This window comes from Streptomyces sp. H51, from assembly GCF_035656535.1.
Lineage (GTDB): Bacteria > Actinomycetota > Actinomycetes > Streptomycetales > Streptomycetaceae > Streptomyces.
The window spans coordinates 199039-213786 of sequence record NZ_JAYMHD010000020.1 but is presented as its reverse complement, the minus strand read 5'-3'; the positions used below and the strand labels follow the sequence as shown (position 1 = coordinate 213786).

Here is a 14748-nt window from a genome sequence, read left to right as displayed (position 1 = left end):
TCGGCGCGCTCAGATCGTCAGCGACAGCAGCACCGGCGCCGCGTTCCGGTTCAGGGTGTCCGCGGCCCGGCGTAGCCGGTGGGCGTCCTCGACCGGGAGGGACAGGGCCAGGCAGCCCACCGCCGAACCGGCCGTCGCCGGGACGGCCGCGCACACCGTGCCCACCGCGTACTCCTGGAGGTCGAGCGCCGGGGCGGTGGGCGGCTGGGCGGCCAGCCTGGACAGCAGCAGCTTGTCGCTGGTGATGGTGCGCGAGGTGAGGCGGGCCGGCCGGTGCCGGGAGAGGTGCTCGCGCCGGCTGTCGTGGTCGAGCTGGGCGAGCAGGCTCTTGCCGATCGCGGTGGCGTGCGCCGAGGAGCGGAAGTCGACCCACTCGTTGACCACCGGGGTGGTGGGCCCGGCGGCGTACTGGGCGACCCTGACCTCGCCGTCGACGTACCGGCTGAGGTAGACCGCGGCACCCAGCGAGTCGCGCAGCCGGTCGAGGGTGCGCTGAAGCCTGTCGCGCAGTGCCTGCTCGCGGTCGTGCGCGGAACCCAGGCGGCGCAGGACGTCACCGGTGACGTACACGCCGTCGGTGACCTGCTCGACGTAGCCCTCGCGGCGCAGCCACCTCAGGAGGGCGGCCAGCCGCTCCGGGCCGAGACCGGTGTGCCGGGCGAGGTCCGCTTCGGTGATTCCGGTGCTGTGCCGTGCCACGGTCTCCAGGACGCGCAGGGCGTCCTGGGCCGAGTGGTACGGTGCGGTCGGCTCGTGCTTCAGCGCCACGGTGTTCCCCCTGCGCTCGCTCGTTCGCACTGCTACTGGGCCGTGATCCGGACGGTCAAGCCCCACCACGATAACCGCCACAACGGCGCCGGCGGGTGAGGGCCGACCAGAAAAACGGCTTCCTCAGCAGCGGCGCGGGCCCTCCGGCACATGCCGCCGGCATGACCCGGCGCGACGCGTCCCGCCGGTCACCGCCGTCACAGGACCGCGCCCAGGAACTCCCGCGTCCGCTCGTGCTCCGGCTCGCTGAAGATCTTCTCCGGCGGGCCGGACTCGACGATCCGGCCGGCGTCGAACATCAGGACCTGGTCGGAGATGTCCCGGGCGAAGTTCATCTCGTGGGTCACGCACAGCATCGTGATGTCCGTGCTGCGGGCGATGTCGCGCAGCACGTCCAGGACGCCCGCGACCAGCTCCGGGTCGAGCGCGGAGGTCACCTCGTCGAGCAGCAGCACCTGCGGCCGCATCGCCAGCGCGCGGGCGATCGCCACCCGCTGCTGCTGTCCGCCGGACAGCTGGGAGGGACGCATGTCGCGCTTGTCGGCGAGGCCCACCAGGTCCAGCAGTCCGCACGCCCGCTGCTCCGCCTCGTCCCTGGACAGTCCCAGCACGGTGACCGGGGCCTCGGTGACGTTGCGCAGCACGGTCATGTTCGGGAACAGGTTGAACTGCTGGAAGACCATCCCGATCTTCTTGCGGACCTCGCGGACCTGATTCCCGGGGGCCGGGAAGAGCCGCTGACCGGCCACCGTGATCGTCCCCTCGTCCGGCCGGGCCAGCGTCATCAGCAGTCTGAGGATCGTCGTCTTGCCGGATCCGGACGGGCCGATCAGCGTGACGTGCCTGCCGGACTCGACGGAGAAGCCGAGCCGGTCCAGGACCGTGTGCGTGCCGAACCGCTTGGTGACCTGCTCCAGCCGGATCAGCTCGGTGCCGTCCACCGGCGGGTTGGCGTGGGCGTCTTCGGTGTTCAGCAGGGGGGCGTCAGTGGACAAGGCGTCGCTCCAGAGCTCGCAGGAGAAGGGAGGCCAGACAGGAGAGGACGACGAAGGCCACGCCGACCACGGTGACCGGCTCGGTGAACCGGAAGTGCTCCTGGGAGTACAGGCGCGCCCGGCCGAGCATCTCCAGCACGGTGATCACCATCAGCATCGGCGTGTCCTTCAGCATCGCGATCACGTAGTTGCCGAGGGCCGGCACGACCCGGCGGATCGCCTGCGGCAGGACCACCACCCGCCAGGTCCGCGACCTCGGCAGGTTCAGCGCCGTCGCCGCCTCCCACTGGCCGGCGGGCACCGCCTCGATGCCGGCGCGGTAGACCTGCATCGTGTACGTCGAGTAGTGCAGCCCGATCGCGAGGATGCCGGTGGTCAGCGCCGAGAAGGCCAGGCCCCACTCGGGCAGCACGTAGAAGAGGAAGAACAGCTGCACCAGCAGCGGGGTGTCGCGCACGAACTCGGTGACCGCCCCGACCGGCCGGCGCACCGGGGCCGGCGCCCGCATCAGCAGCGCCCACACCAGGCCCAGCGCGAACGAGATCAGCGAACCGAGGACCACCACCCGCAGGGTGACCAGCAGCCCGTCCCAGAAGTGCGGCATGAAGTCGCGCACGGCGTTCCAGTCCCAGGTCATGCCGCACCGCCTCCGGCGGCCACGCCTGCCGTCCCCGCGGGCCGGGGCTCCCGCGTCCCCGCCCCGCGCCGCGGCGCGCTGCCGACGCCCGACTTCAGCCGCCTCTCCAGCAGCCGCATCCCGCGGGTGAGCAGGAAGGCGATCACGAAGTAGATCAGCAGGACGTACGCGTAGATCTCCGCGCTCTCCTGAAGCGCCAGGCGCACCAGGTTGCCGCTGAAGGCCAGGTCGCCCATGCCCATGACCGACACCAGGGCGGTGCCCTTGAGCAGCTCCACCAGCAGGTTGCAGAACGGCGGGATCATCTCCGGCACCGCCTGCGGCAGCAGGATCAGCCGCATCCGCTGCCAGGGCGTGAAGCTCAGGGCGATCCCGCCCTCCCGCTGCGCCGGGTCGACCGCTTTCAGCGCGCCGCGCACGATCTCCGCGCCGTACGCCCCGTAGGTCAGTCCGAGCGCGAGCGTGCCCGCCCACATCGGCACCAGCTGCCATCCGAAGACCGGCGGCACGACGAAGAACACCCAGAAGATCATGACGAGCGCGGACGTGCCGCGGAACACCTCGGTCCAGCAGCCCGCCAGGAAGCGGACGGCCCACCGCCGGTGCGTGCGCGCGATGCCGACGGCGAAGGAGACCGCGGCGGCCAGCAGCGCGCTGAGGACGAGCAGCTGGACAGTGGTCCAGACGCCCTTGAGCACGAGTTCCCACAGTCCCGGGGTCATCCGGCGCACAGCTCCTTCGCGGTCAGGTCCGTCATCTCGGACTCGGTGAAACCGAAGGGCCGCAGGATCCGGAACAGTTCGCCGCTCCTCCTCAGCCGGCGCAGTTCGGCGTTGAAGGCGTCCCGCAGTCTCGTCTCCGTCGGCCGGAAGGCGAAGGCGCCGCCGTCGACGTGCGGTTTCCCGTCCACGAGCGGGGCGAAGGCCTTCGTCGCCTCCGCCCTGGACGACTTCTTCACCACCTCGCGGACGGTCAGCGCCGTTCCGGCGAAGACGTCCACGCGTCCGGCCTCGACCGCGTTCAGGCCGGCGACCTGGTCCGGCACGATCAGGATGTCGCTCCGCCGGTACCCGGCCCCGACGGCGTACTGGATCTCCGCGTAGCCGGTGCCGGTGGCGAACCTGGCCTTCTTCTCGACCACGTCCCGGTAGCTGTGCAGGCCCTTCGGGTTGCCCTTGCGCACGATGAAGGCGTCCAGCATCCGGTAGTCGGGGTCGGCGAAGATCACCTGCTCGCAGCGGTCGGGGTTGACGTACATCCCGGCCGCCACGACATCGAACTGCTGCGAGTTCAGGCCCGGGATCAGCGAGCCGAACTCGGTCGGCACCGGCTGCACCCGCTGCACGCCCAGCCGCTCGAAGACGGCCTTGGCCAGCTCCGGCGCCTCGCCGGTGAGTCTTCCGTCCTTGTCGATGTACCCGAAGGGGACCTCGCCGGCGATGCCCAGCCGTACCACGCCCGCCGCCCGCAGCCGGTCGAGCAGGTCGCCGCCGGTCCGGGCCGACGCCGAGGGCACGCGTGAGCAGCCCGCCGCGACCGGTACGCCGAGCGCCGCCACCCCCGCGAGCAGCGACCGGCGCGTGGTGCCGGGTGCCGTTCTTTCCTTGTTCTCCTTGCCGAGTGGTGCAGCCATGGCGGCGCTGCTACCCGACCGCCCCGGGTGTATGCCTCCCGGCCGTCCGTCCGGCGGCCGGGCTCCTGCCCGCGGGGAGGCGGGAGTTGGGGCCGGACCCCGGCGCCCCGGCACGTGCGGTGAGCGCGACGCCGGTCTCCCCGTGCGCACCGCGCGGTCGGCTGGGTACACGGGTGTGGGGCACGGGTGCGGGGTACGCGTGCGGGCCGTTCCGGCGCGCCGCGTGCCGCGCGGCGCCTCGCTGGACGCGATCCGGCGGTCGCGCCCGGCCCCGTGCCCGTGGCCGACGCAGACCAGCAGGAAGGCTCGCAATGACCGCTCTCGGATTCCTCTACCCGGGCCACAGCGCCGAGGACGACTATCCGCGCATCGAGCAGCTGATCGGCAGCGACATCAGGCTGGACGTCGTCCACACCCCGATCGGCGAGGACGCGCACCGGATGGACGCCCTGCGGGAGATCGCCTCGCCGGAGCGGCTCGCGGCGGGCGTCGAGGAACTGCGCATGGCGGGCGCGGAGTCGGTGGTGTGGGCCTGCACCAGCGGCAGCTTCCTGGTCGGCTGGGAGGGCGCCCACGAGCAGGTGCGCGCCCTCGCCCTCGCGGCGGGCATGCCCGCCTCCTCGACGTCCTTCGCCTTCGTGCACGCGGTGCGGGAGATCAAGGCGGTGCGGGTGGCGGTGGGCGCGCCGTACCCCGACGACGTGGCGGCGCTCTTCGCGGACTTCCTGCGGGCGGGCGGTACGGAGGTGGTGGCGGTACGGGGCTCCGGGGCCGCCACGGCGGCGGAGGTCGGCACCTGGGGAGAGGCGGAGGTGCTGGCGCTGGCGCGGCAGGCGGACACCCCGGACGCGGATGCGGTCCTGCTCCCGGACAACGCCCTGCACACCGCGGCCCACATCCCGGCCCTGGAGCGGCGGCTGGGCAAGCCGGTGCTGACCGCCAACCAGGTCACCGTGTGGGAGGGCCTGCGACTCGCGGACCGCCGGGTGAACGCCCCGACCCTGGGCGCCCTCTTCACCCGCGAACCCATCGTCCAGGTCTGACCCCCACCGCGTGCGGCGCGTGCGGTCGTGCGGCGCGTGCAGGGTGTGGGGTCGCAGTGCGGGCAGCCGCGATCCCGGCGCGCGAAGGGCCCCCGCGCCCCGCGGGTACGGCGCGCACTCTGGGTACGGCGCGCACTCTGGGTACGGCGCGCACTCTGGGTACGGCGCGCACTCTGGGTACGAGCGGCGCCGGGAACACGGACGCCCGAGGCCCACGGGCGAGTGGCGCCCCGCGGACTGGCGGAGGTCCGCCGACGGGTGGAGGCCCCGGGCGGCCGGGACCTGCGGACGAACAACGGCCCCGGGCGGGCGGAACTCCGCAGGCGAGCCGCTTCCCCGGGTGCGAGCGGAGGCGGGGGACGTAGCGGAGGCCCAGGGGCGGGCGGAGGCTGGTGGTGGGCGGAGGTCGGTGGGCGTGCCGTGGCCTGCGGGCGTGGGCCGCGACCGCAGGCGGGACGTGGTGGGGGGCGTAAGCGGGCCTGGCCGCAGGCGGGGACCGGGGGCGTGGGCGCGCCGGGGGCGGGAATAGGGCGGGGGCGTCTTCTGTTCCGGTCGGACGGACAGCGTACGGCCGGCGACAGCAGGAGGCACCCACCGTGGCAGCGGACGACAGGACAGGCGACGGGATCCGCGGCACCGCACAGGGCGCCGCCCCCGTTCCGCTGTCCGTGCTGGACCTGGTCACCGTGGGATCCGGCCGGACCGCCGGGGACGCCCTGCGCACCAGCGTGGCCCTGTCCCGTCTCGCGGAGTCCCGCGGCTTCCACCGCTACTGGGTCGCCGAGCACCACTCCATGCCTCGTGTCGCCTCCTCGTCCCCCGCCGTGATCCTGGCCCACCTCGCCGCCCACACCGGCCGCATCCGCCTCGGCTCGGGCGGCGTCATGCTGCCCAACCACGCCCCGCTGGTCATCGCGGAGCAGTTCGGCACGCTGGAGGCACTCGCCCCGGGCCGCGTCGACCTCGGTCTCGGCCGTGCCCCCGGCACGGACGGCGCCACCGCCGCGGCGCTGCGCCGCACGGACCGGCCGGGCGAAGGCCCCGACGACTTCCCCGAGCAGCTCGTCGAGCTCATCCGCTTCCTCGACGACGACTTCCCCGAGGGGCACCCGTACCGCCGTATCCACGCCGTGCCCGGCCCGGTGCAGGCGACCTCGCCCGGTGGCGTCCAGTCGCCGCACCGCCCGCCGGTGTGGCTGCTCGGCTCCTCCGGGTTCAGCGCCCGCCTGGCCGGCGCCCTCGGCCTGCCGTTCGCCTTCGCCCACCACTTCTCGGCGCAGAACACCGTCCCCGCCCTCGACCTGTACCGGGAGTCCTTCCGGCCGAGCGAGGTCCTCGACGCGCCCTACGCCCTCATCGGCGTCGCCGCACTCGCGACCGACGACGAGAAGGAGGCCCGCCGCCAGGTCGTGGCCGCCGGGCTGAACATGGTCCGGCTGCGCACCGGGCGGCCTGGCCTGTTCCCCAGCCCGGAAGAGGCGGAGGCACACCGGTTCAGTCCGCTGGAGCGGGAGTTCGTCGACTCCTGGGGCGCCAACGTCGTGCACGGCACGGCGCAGGAGGTGCGCGACGGTCTGGACGCGCTGCACAAGCGCACCGGCGCCGACGAGCTGATGCTCACCACGCCCGCCCACACCGGCGAGTTGCGCCTGCGCAGCTACGAACTCATCGCCGACGCCTACGGGTTGCCGACCACCTGATCCGCTCCGCGCGCCCGTGAGCCCATCAGCTCGGCGATGCGCTCGGGCGGCACCGGCCGCGAGTACAGCCATCCCTGGCCGGTGTCGCACCCGATGTCGCGCAGCCGGGCGGCCTGGGCCGGCGTCTCCACGCACTCGGCGGTGACGGTGAGGCCGAGCCGGTGGGCGAGCTGGATCATCGCCTCGACGACGACCTCGTCCGCCGGGTTGGGCGCGGCCTCCGCGTTCTCGTACTGGAAGCCACGGACGAAGGAGCCGTCCAGTTTCAGCACCGACACGGGCAGGCGGCTGAGGTAGGCGAGGTTGGAGTAGCCCGTGCCGAAGTCGTCGATCGCGATGCGCACACCCATCTCGCTGAGCGCCTGCAGGGTCTGCAGCGGGCGGCCCGCCGAGCCCATCACCGCCGACTCGGTCAGCTCCAGCTGCAGCAGCCGCGGCTCCAGACCGGTCTCCTCCAGGGTGTCGGCCACTTCCGCGACCAGGTCGGAGTCCCACACCTGGCGGACCGCCACGTTGACGCTCACGAACAGCGGCGGCTCGTCCGGGTTGTCCAGCTGCCAGCGGCGCGCCTGCCGGCAGGCCGTGCGCAGCACCCACCGCCCGAGCGGCACGATCGACCCGTCCTCCTCCGCCAGGCCGATGAACCGATTCGGCGTCAGCGTGCCGAACTGCGGGTGGTTCCAGCGCACCAGCGCCTCGACGCCGTGCAGCCGTCCGTCCTCCATGCCGACCAACGGCTGGTACTCGAGGGCGAACTCGCCGCGCTCGACGGCCGGGCGCAGGGTGGAGGCGAGGGCCTGGCGGGTCATGCGGTGGGCGTTGCGCTCGGGGTCGAACAGCGTCCAGCGGGCCTTGCCGTCGGCCTTCGCCCAGTACAGCGTCGTGTCGGCCGCCTGCATCAGCGCGGTCGGGCTGGTCCCGGCGGCCAGCCGTTCGACGACGCCGATCGAGGCCGACACCGACAGGCGCCGCCCGGCGATGTCGAAGGGGGCCTGTACGGCGTCCAGCAGCGACTCGGCGAGATCGGCGAGCTGTTCGGTGCCGGTCGAGTCCCGCACCAGCAGGGCGAACTCGTCACCGCCGAGTCTGGCCACCAGCGGGGCGGCGGCCCTGCCGTACCCCGCCTCGTCGGCGCAACGCGTGAGGCGTTCGGCGACGGCGGCCAGCAGGCGGTCGCCGACCCGGTGGCCGAGCGTGTCGTTGATCGCCTTGAACCCGTCCAGGTCGAGGTAGCACAGCCCGACCCGCCCGGTGCCGCCCTCCTCGTACGACTCCGCATCCAGCGCGGCGGTCAGGCGTTCGAAGAACAGGGTGCGGTTGGGCAGCCGGGTCACCGGGTCGTGCATCTGCAAGTGCCGCACTTTGGCCTGAAGTTCGCGGTGGGCGCTGATGTCGGCGACGGACATCAGGACGGCGTCGTCGACGGCCGGCAGGGGCGCGACGGTGACCTGCGCCCAGACGGACCGCCCGTCGGGCTGCTTCAGGCGCCGGGTGCAGCGCAACCGGGCCTCGCGACCGCGCAGCACCTCGAGGTAGGCGTGCCAGCCGCGGGCGTCGGAGGCGAGGTCCACCAGGTCGGCGGCGATGCGTCCGGCGAGCTGGTCCGGTGGGCTGCCGAACAGGGCGCCGAAGCCGTCGTTGGCGCTGACCACCAGCCCCTCGCGGTCGACGACGGCCATCGCGAGGGGGGCCGCGGCGAAGACCGACCGGTACGTCGGCGGCCCGGTACGCGTCGTCGGCGGCTCGGTACGGGGAGATGCGTGGATGTCACTCTCGGTCACGGCGGACCGGTCGAGGTCTGCCGCGGGCGTCGGCCCTTCGGACGTTCCGCTCACCGCTGGCTCCCGCAGTGCACTCGATCTCTGTCCGTGCAGGAAAGTGTGCCGATCATAGAGGCTGGCCGGAGGTCCATCCAGCCATCGTCCAGTGTCCCGGACGGACCGGCACTTCCGACAGATCGTTTTTGCCCGTACCTGGACGGGTCTCTTCAGGCCTCCGACCAGTTGTGACGTTCCGTGAGCGACTCGGGGCGTCGGCTCCGGGGGACTCGCCGATGACTCACTCGTCCGGTGCAGACAAACAGGGCGTAGTACGACAATCTCTAACAGGCTGGGTGCGGTGTCCCGTGTACCGCTCCCGGAGGTCCCCGTGCCGCGTCCGTTCCGACGGCCCCGACTGCGCAGCACCGCCGCCGTGTGCACCACCCTCTCCGCGCTCGCCGCGACCTCCCTGGTGAGCGGGACCTCGCCCACCGGACCGGACCGTGCGGCGCCGTGCGCGCTGCGGCGCACCGGCGCGCACCACTCGGAGGGCCTGGACACCTGGAACGCCGCCTACCCGCGCCCGACCCGGCGGCTGGACGCGGCGATGGTCTTCCTGTCCTTCCCGGACGCGGTCCCGCGCACCACCCCCGCCGAGCTGACCGCCGACCACTTCCCGGCCACCAGCCGCTTCTTCGAACGGTCGTCCTACGGCAGGTTCACGCTGCGCCCGCACCCGCTCGGTCACTGGATCCGGATGCCGCGGCCGTCCACGGCGTACGCCGTGCGGCGTGACTGGAACCCCGTCCGGCGCTCCGCCTACCTGCGGGACGCGGTCGCCGCCGCCGACCCCGAGGTCGACTTCTCCCGTTACGACGTCGTCTACTTCGTCGCCGACCCGGACGCGCCCGGCGTGGACTCGGACGCGACGAAGGTCGTCAACCTGGACACTCCGCTGCGGGCCGACGGCCGCGACATCCGCCGCGTCGTCACGGTGTTCGAGCGGCACCCACCGGACCGGCTCGTCCTGGCCCACGAGACCGGGCACGTCTTCGACCTGCCGGACCTCTACCAGCGGCCCGTCGACGGCAAGGGCGACTGGGACACGTACGTCGGCGACTGGGACCTGATGGGCAGCCAGTTCGGTCTGGCGCCGGACCTGTTCGCCTGGCACAAGTGGAAGCTGGGCTGGCTGGACCCGGGACAGGTGGTGTGCGTGCGGAGCCTGGGCACGACCCGGGTGACGCTGGAGCCGCTCGGCGCGGGGCCGGCCACCCCGGTGACGGGGGCGGCGGGGGTGCCGGTCTTCGGGCTCGGGCACGGCACGAAACTCGCGGTCGTGCGGACCGGTCCGGACAGCGTGCTCGCCTTCGAGGCGCGCGGCCCGGTCGGCAACGACGGGTCGGCCTGCCGGTCGGGCATCCTCGTCTACCGGGTGCGCAGCGGCGCCGCGTCCGGCGGCGGGCCCGTCCGGGTGATCGACGCGCACCCGCACACCTCGGCGTGCTGGGAGGGCTCGGTCTACCCGCCCCTCGCGGACGCCCCGGTCGGCCTCGGCGAGAGCTTCACGGTGCCGGCGGAGGGGGTGCGCGTGGAGGCGGAGTCGCGGACGGCCTCGGGGGCGTGGACGGTGAAGATCACGGCGGGGTAGTGCGCGGGGCGGGGCGGGGTGATGCGGGGTGGCGTGCGGCGCGGCGGACGGCGCCGGAGGGCCGGGCGTACGGGTCGGCCGGGCGGCCGCCCGCCCGGGCCGGCCGTACGGGTCGGCCGGGCGGCCGCCCGCCCGGGCCGGCCGTACGGTGTCCGGCCCGCTCGCGCGGTGTGGTCCGGCCCGCTCGTGCGGCCGGCTGTCGGGCCGGTCGTGGGCATGCGAGAAGCCCCTCGCTTCCGCGAGGGGCTTCTCGTGTCGTGCGCCGCCAGGGACTCGAACCCCGGACCCGCTGATTAAGAGTCAGCTGCTCTAACCAACTGAGCTAGCGGCGCCTGCTGACGTCGTAGACCTTAGCACCCTGGTCGGCGGGAGGAAAAATCGATATCCGCACGGCCGCGCGGGCCGCCCGGACGGCCGCCCACAGCAGGATCTCCGCCCCCGGCAGCCAGGGGCGGAGGGCGTCCGGGACGACCAGCCAGCGGGACGTCGGGGAGGTGGCGCCGCCCAGCGGGCCGGGCACGGTCACCGCGTCGCCGTGGCCGTGGCACAGCAGCGGCGGGATCGCGCCCGAGCGCCCGTACTCCTCCTCCCACCGCACCAGCGACGGCAGCCGCTGCGCGGTGCCCGGCGCGGCGAACAGCAGCATCCGGCCGCGGAACACCGCCACCGGCCCCGAGCCCGGCCCCTCGTCCCACAGCCGGTCGACCAGCCGGCGCCCGAACAGTGCCGGGGCGCTGACCACGTCGAAGACCGAGCCGCAGGGCAGCACGGCCGGGGCCTGGGGCCGCTCCCGCCAGTGGGCGAGCGTGCCGCGCGGACACGTGCCGGCCGAGGCCAGCCAGGCGGCTCCGTCCGCGGTCGTCCCGCGGGCGTCGTCGAGGTCGGGAAACGGTTCGCGGCGCAAGCTGCTCATGCCGCCCAGGTCTACCGACTGTGAACACTCCGTTCCGTACGGTTGCCGAAAACCGGGACAGGCGGGTGCGGGGGCGGGTATCCTGCCCCCCTGGCATATGCCGTCGAACGCGGCTACGCGCCCTGCACCGGGTCCGCGTGCCCCCGCCCCTCGGCCCCGCTCATCAGGTCCCGCCCGAACTCGACCATCTTCTTGGCGTAGTCCTCGGTCCACTCGGCGCGCTCCGCGATGTCCGCCGGGGTCAGCCGGTCGAACCGCCGCGGGTCCGCCAGCTGCGCGGCCGCCATCGCCTGGAACTCCACCGCCCGGTCCGCCGCCGCGCGGAACGCCTGCGTCAGCTCCGTCGCGCGGTCCAGCAGCGCCCGCGGGTCGTCGATCGACTCCAGGTCGAAGAAGTGCTCCGGGTCGGCGGCCGCCGCCGCGGGCTCGAAGAGCAGGGGCGCGGGGCGTAGCCGCGGCTCGTTCCGACGCGGCGTGGGCTCCGCCATGTCTTCTCCTCCTCGTACGTCACGATCGACCCGCCGGTACGTGGGCCACCGTCCATTGTCCCGCGCCCGCGCAAGAGGGCCGGAACCCCCGGCCGCTGCCGACTCCCCGCGGGCCGGGGATGTTCCCCGGCCGCCCGGACGACGGGGGCGGCGGTCACGGCCGGACCGGGACGCGGTGCTCGGCCAGGCGGGCCAGGACCGCGTGGTTGGCCTCCCAGCCGTCCGGGAACTTCACGAGCGTGCCCAGCTGGACCGGTTCCGTCGAGGGGTAGTCGTCCAGCAGGTCGCTCACGCCGGCGCGGCAGACCACGATGCAGGCGTGCCGGTGCCGGGAGGTCAGGACGCACAGGCGGCCCGTCTCCAGGTGGAAGGCGGTCGCGTCGGGGCGGCCGGAGAGCGGGTGCAGGACCACTGTGACGTCGTACTCGCGGCCCTGGAGGCGGTTGGCGGTGTCGACCGTGACGTCCGCGACGCCCAGGTCGGCCAGCGCCGAGCGGACGGCCGCCGCCTGGTCGCGGTGGGCCGTGCCGACGGCGATCCGGCCGGCCGTCAGGGGTGCCGGGGCCTCGGAGCGCTCGGACACCGCCGCGCCGCCGCGGTCCAGCAGCCGCCGGACGACCGCCGCCACCGCCCGCACCGCCTCCGGGTCGGTGCGGGGCGTGTGCCGGGCCGGCAGCTCCAGCAGCCCCCAGCCCGACTCGGCCGCTTCGTCGATCACCCGGTCGGGGCCGGAACCGTCGGACGGGACGGCGAAGGCCAGCCGCCGGTCGCCGTGACCGGTGCCGCTGCGGAACGGGGTGTAGGGGTAGAAGGCGTCGGAGACCAGGGGCGCGGCCGACGCCGGCAGCCGCCAGGAGACCGGCAGTCGGTGCTGCGGCAGCCCGGGATTGTGGGCGAGCAGGGTCGTCACCGCGGAGGCCGACGGGTCGTACGACAGCCCCGCCCACTGCTCGCCGCCCACGATCGAGAACGGGTCCAGCTGGCCCGGGTCGCCCACGAACAGCGCCCGCTCGAACAGGCCGGCCACCGCGAGCAGCGCGTCCGAACGCATCTGGTACGCCTCGTCGACGATCGCGTGCCGCCACGGCTCGTCGACCTTGACGTGCGCCCACTTCGCGGCGGTGGAGACCACGACGGCGAGCCCCGCCAGATCGGCGGCCTTCGCCGACTTGCGCACGTTCGGCAGGTCGTCGAGCGCCTTGTCGTACGGGTCGGCGTCGCTGCTGTGCAGGCGGCCGACCGGCAGCCCGGGGTCCTTCTCCGCGAGCCTGAGCACCAGGTCGTCGACCTGGGCGTTGGTCTGCGCGACCACCATCAGCGGGCGCCCGGCGCCGGCCAGTTCCAGCGCGGCCCGCACCACGAGCGTGGACTTCCCGGCGCCGGGCGGGGAGTCCACGACCACGCCCCGGTCGGTGCCGTGCAACGTGTCGTGCAGGATCGCCCCGGTGGCCGCGGCCGCCGCGGCGCCGGGGTCGAAGACGGCGGTCACAGGACGTCCTCCTCGGTCGTCGGGTCGGCCGGCTCGGGGACGGCCTCGCCGGGCGGCCCGCCGTGCGTCCACGGCGTCCGCTCGGGGTCGGGCAGCTTCGGGCCGCCCCGCTGCTCGTGCTCGAACAGCGTGAAGCAGACCAGGTCGCCCTTCTCCGGCACCGAACCGGCTTCGGGCTCCTTGCCGCGGCCCATCTTGTCGAGGATCCGGAGCACCAGCAGGCCGTCGTCCTCCCGCCCGGCGAACTCCGCCGCCTGCGGCCTGCCGCCCAGCGAGCGGTACACCTTCACCCGCTCGCCCAGCTGCGGCCGGTCGTCCGTGCGGACGGTGACCAGCGGCCGGGGGCTGGGCCGCTTGCCCTCGCTGTACGCCATCACCACGTCCGTGACCTCACCGGCGAAGGCCTCCCCGGCCAGCCGGCGCCCGGCCATCACCAGCGGATCGTCGAGGGCCTCCTGCGCCTCCAGCCGGGCCTGCTCGCGCTCGCGCGCGGCCAGCTTGTTCGCGGCGGTCACCGCGTCGTCCCGGCGCGGCTGCGGCGGCTCGCCCGCGGCGACCCGGTCGCGGTGGCCGGTGAACGACCAGCGGTCGCGCGTCCACCGCTCCTCGACGTGCGCCCCCTCGGGCAGCGCGCGCAGCAGGGCGAGGCCGTCCCACACCCGCTCCCAGGTGGGCCGGGTGACGCTCTCGATCAGGGCGCCGATCTCCCGCTCGGCGGCGGTGAGTTCCGCGAGCCGGTCGTCCGCCTGCAGGCCGTCCTCGGCGGCGGCGAGAGCGGTGCGCGCGCGGTCGTAGCGCTCGACGGCCGGGGCGAGCAGCTTGTTGTCGAACGCCGGGTCGGTCGCCGGGCCGGCCGGGGGGCACAGCAACTGGCCGCGCGCGTCCCGCGCGAGCTCGGCGTGCAGCGCGGCCTCGGCGCCCGTCGCACCCTGCTCCGGAGGCGCGATCCAGGCGAGCAGCGCGCCGAGGTGCTGGTCCTCCAGGGTGGACTGGCCGGTGGCCCAGTGCCGGGCCAGGACGTCGGTCATCGCCAGCAGCAGCGAGGAGCCCGGCATGCGGGCCCGCTCCGCGTAGTGGGTCAGCCACCGCCCGAGCAGCGGCACGCGCGGCGGCGCGGGGTACGGGGTCTCCGGGTCCTGCTCCGCGGTGCGCCGGAACCGCATGGAGCGCCCGAGCAGCCGTACGAAGTCGATGCCCGCGCGGCTCGGCACGATCAACTGCGGGGCGTCGGCGCACAGTTCGACCTCGACCTTGACCCGCTTGCCGGTCTCCGGGTCGGTGTCGGTGCGCTCGGCCGCCTCCACCTGCCCGGCGTAGCCCTCGATGTACGGCAGGACCATGTCCGCCAGTTCGGCGAGGAAGGCGAACCTGAGGTCCCGGTCGCGCGGCTGCGCCACCACCAGCAGGCGCGGCGCGTCCCGCTCGGTGCCCACGAGCGCGCCGAGCGGGGCGCCGGCCTCACCGGCGGTGGTGAGCGGCACGAGGACCAGGGGCCGCTCGGACAGGTGGCGGTGGCGGACGGTGGCGGCGGGCCGGGCGCGCCCGGAGCGGACCGCCTCCAGCCGGGCGAGCGTGCTGATCAGCGACACGGGGCGGCCTCCGGGCGGGGGCCGGCCGGCGCGTCGCCGTGATCCCGGCGGTCCGCGCGGGGGTGTGCCGGCGCGGCGTGGC

General features: G+C 74.4%; 13 protein-coding genes and 1 tRNA gene. 3 read left to right on the top strand and 11 right to left on the bottom strand.

The window, feature by feature from the left end:
* Window positions 1-9 precede the first annotated feature (9 nt).
* The 5 genes from VKA29_RS05580 to ehuB form a co-directional block, all read right to left on the bottom strand.
* Window positions 10-768 (bottom strand): IclR family transcriptional regulator, encoded by a 759-nt coding sequence (locus tag VKA29_RS05580; protein ID WP_324784050.1) that lies wholly within the window; start codon window positions 766-768, stop codon window positions 10-12.
* Window positions 769-965: 197 nt separating this feature from the next.
* Complete coding sequence (gene ehuA, locus VKA29_RS05575; protein ID WP_420718439.1) at window positions 966-1763, bottom strand: ectoine/hydroxyectoine ABC transporter ATP-binding protein EhuA; 798 nt, start codon at window positions 1761-1763, stop codon at window positions 966-968.
* Window positions 1753-2400: an ectoine/hydroxyectoine ABC transporter permease subunit EhuD gene (ehuD, locus tag VKA29_RS05570; RefSeq protein WP_324784049.1), complete on the bottom strand. Its 648-nt coding sequence runs from the start codon at window positions 2398-2400 to the stop codon at window positions 1753-1755. Before ehuD ends, ehuA begins: the two co-directional genes overlap by 11 nt.
* Window positions 2397-3122: an ectoine/hydroxyectoine ABC transporter permease subunit EhuC gene (gene ehuC, locus VKA29_RS05565; RefSeq protein ID WP_324784048.1), complete on the bottom strand. Its 726-nt coding sequence runs from the start codon at window positions 3120-3122 to the stop codon at window positions 2397-2399. Before ehuC ends, ehuD begins: the two co-directional genes overlap by 4 nt.
* On the bottom strand, window positions 3119-4033 hold the full coding sequence (ehuB, locus tag VKA29_RS05560; RefSeq protein WP_324784047.1) for an ectoine/hydroxyectoine ABC transporter substrate-binding protein EhuB: 915 nt from the start codon (window positions 4031-4033) through the stop codon (window positions 3119-3121). The genes ehuC and ehuB overlap by 4 nt, the downstream gene beginning before the upstream one ends.
* A 311-nt stretch (window positions 4034-4344) precedes the next feature.
* On the opposite strand from ehuB, the gene VKA29_RS05555 reads away from it, so the two are divergent.
* Together VKA29_RS05555 and VKA29_RS05550 are read left to right on the top strand one after the other, a co-directional pair.
* Window positions 4345-5076, top strand: coding sequence for a decarboxylase (locus VKA29_RS05555; RefSeq protein ID WP_324784046.1), 732 nt, complete (start codon window positions 4345-4347; stop codon window positions 5074-5076).
* 596 nt (window positions 5077-5672) lie between these two features.
* Complete coding sequence (locus tag VKA29_RS05550; protein WP_324784045.1) at window positions 5673-6776, top strand: LLM class flavin-dependent oxidoreductase; 1104 nt, start codon at window positions 5673-5675, stop codon at window positions 6774-6776.
* Here VKA29_RS05550 and VKA29_RS05545 read toward each other — a convergent pair.
* Window positions 6755-8611 (bottom strand): putative bifunctional diguanylate cyclase/phosphodiesterase, encoded by a 1857-nt coding sequence (locus VKA29_RS05545; RefSeq protein WP_324784044.1) that lies wholly within the window; start codon window positions 8609-8611, stop codon window positions 6755-6757. The two genes, VKA29_RS05550 and VKA29_RS05545, sit on opposite strands and share 22 nt — an antisense overlap.
* Window positions 8612-8924: 313 nt before the next feature.
* On the opposite strand from VKA29_RS05545, the gene VKA29_RS05540 reads away from it, so the two are divergent.
* The gene (locus VKA29_RS05540) at window positions 8925-10187 is read left to right on the top strand and encodes a M6 family metalloprotease domain-containing protein (RefSeq protein WP_324784043.1); all 1263 of its coding nucleotides are present in this window, start codon (window positions 8925-8927) and stop codon (window positions 10185-10187) included.
* A 258-nt stretch (window positions 10188-10445) separates the two neighbouring features.
* Here VKA29_RS05540 and VKA29_RS05535 read toward each other — a convergent pair.
* The 5 genes from VKA29_RS05535 to VKA29_RS05515 all read right to left on the bottom strand — a co-directional run bounded on the left by VKA29_RS05535 (window position 10446) and on the right by VKA29_RS05515 (window position 14666).
* Window positions 10446-10519 (bottom strand) — tRNA-Lys (locus tag VKA29_RS05535).
* Window positions 10510-11100, bottom strand: coding sequence for a hypothetical protein (locus VKA29_RS05530; RefSeq protein WP_324784042.1), 591 nt, complete (start codon window positions 11098-11100; stop codon window positions 10510-10512). The genes VKA29_RS05535 and VKA29_RS05530 overlap by 10 nt, the downstream gene beginning before the upstream one ends.
* A gap of 113 nt (window positions 11101-11213) precedes the next feature.
* The gene (locus tag VKA29_RS05525; RefSeq protein WP_324784041.1) at window positions 11214-11588 is read right to left on the bottom strand and encodes a hypothetical protein; all 375 of its coding nucleotides are present in this window, start codon (window positions 11586-11588) and stop codon (window positions 11214-11216) included.
* 154 nt (window positions 11589-11742) lie between these two features.
* Entirely contained in the window at window positions 11743-13077 is a 1335-nt protein-coding gene (locus tag VKA29_RS05520; protein WP_324784040.1) for an AAA domain-containing protein, read from the bottom strand.
* Window positions 13074-14666, bottom strand: a complete 1593-nt coding sequence (locus tag VKA29_RS05515; protein ID WP_324784039.1) for a hypothetical protein — start codon at window positions 14664-14666, stop codon at window positions 13074-13076. The genes VKA29_RS05520 and VKA29_RS05515 overlap by 4 nt, the downstream gene beginning before the upstream one ends.
* Window positions 14667-14748: the final 82 nt, after the last annotated feature.

What these genes read in the sequence shown, in the direction of transcription:
- ehuC (WP_324784048.1), bottom strand. Translation starts at nt 3,122, where the DNA reads ATGACCCCGGGACTGTGGGAACTCGTGCTCAAGGGCGTCTGGACCACT.
- VKA29_RS05555 (WP_324784046.1), top strand. Translation starts at nt 4,345, where the DNA reads ATGACCGCTCTCGGATTCCTCTACCCGGGCCACAGCGCCGAGGACGAC.
- ehuD (WP_324784049.1), bottom strand. Translation starts at nt 2,400, where the DNA reads ATGACCTGGGACTGGAACGCCGTGCGCGACTTCATGCCGCACTTCTGG.
- ehuB (WP_324784047.1), bottom strand. Translation starts at nt 4,033, where the DNA reads ATGGCTGCACCACTCGGCAAGGAGAACAAGGAAAGAACGGCACCCGGC.
- VKA29_RS05530 (WP_324784042.1), bottom strand. Translation starts at nt 11,100, where the DNA reads ATGAGCAGCTTGCGCCGCGAACCGTTTCCCGACCTCGACGACGCCCGC.
- VKA29_RS05525 (WP_324784041.1), bottom strand. Translation starts at nt 11,588, where the DNA reads ATGGCGGAGCCCACGCCGCGTCGGAACGAGCCGCGGCTACGCCCCGCG.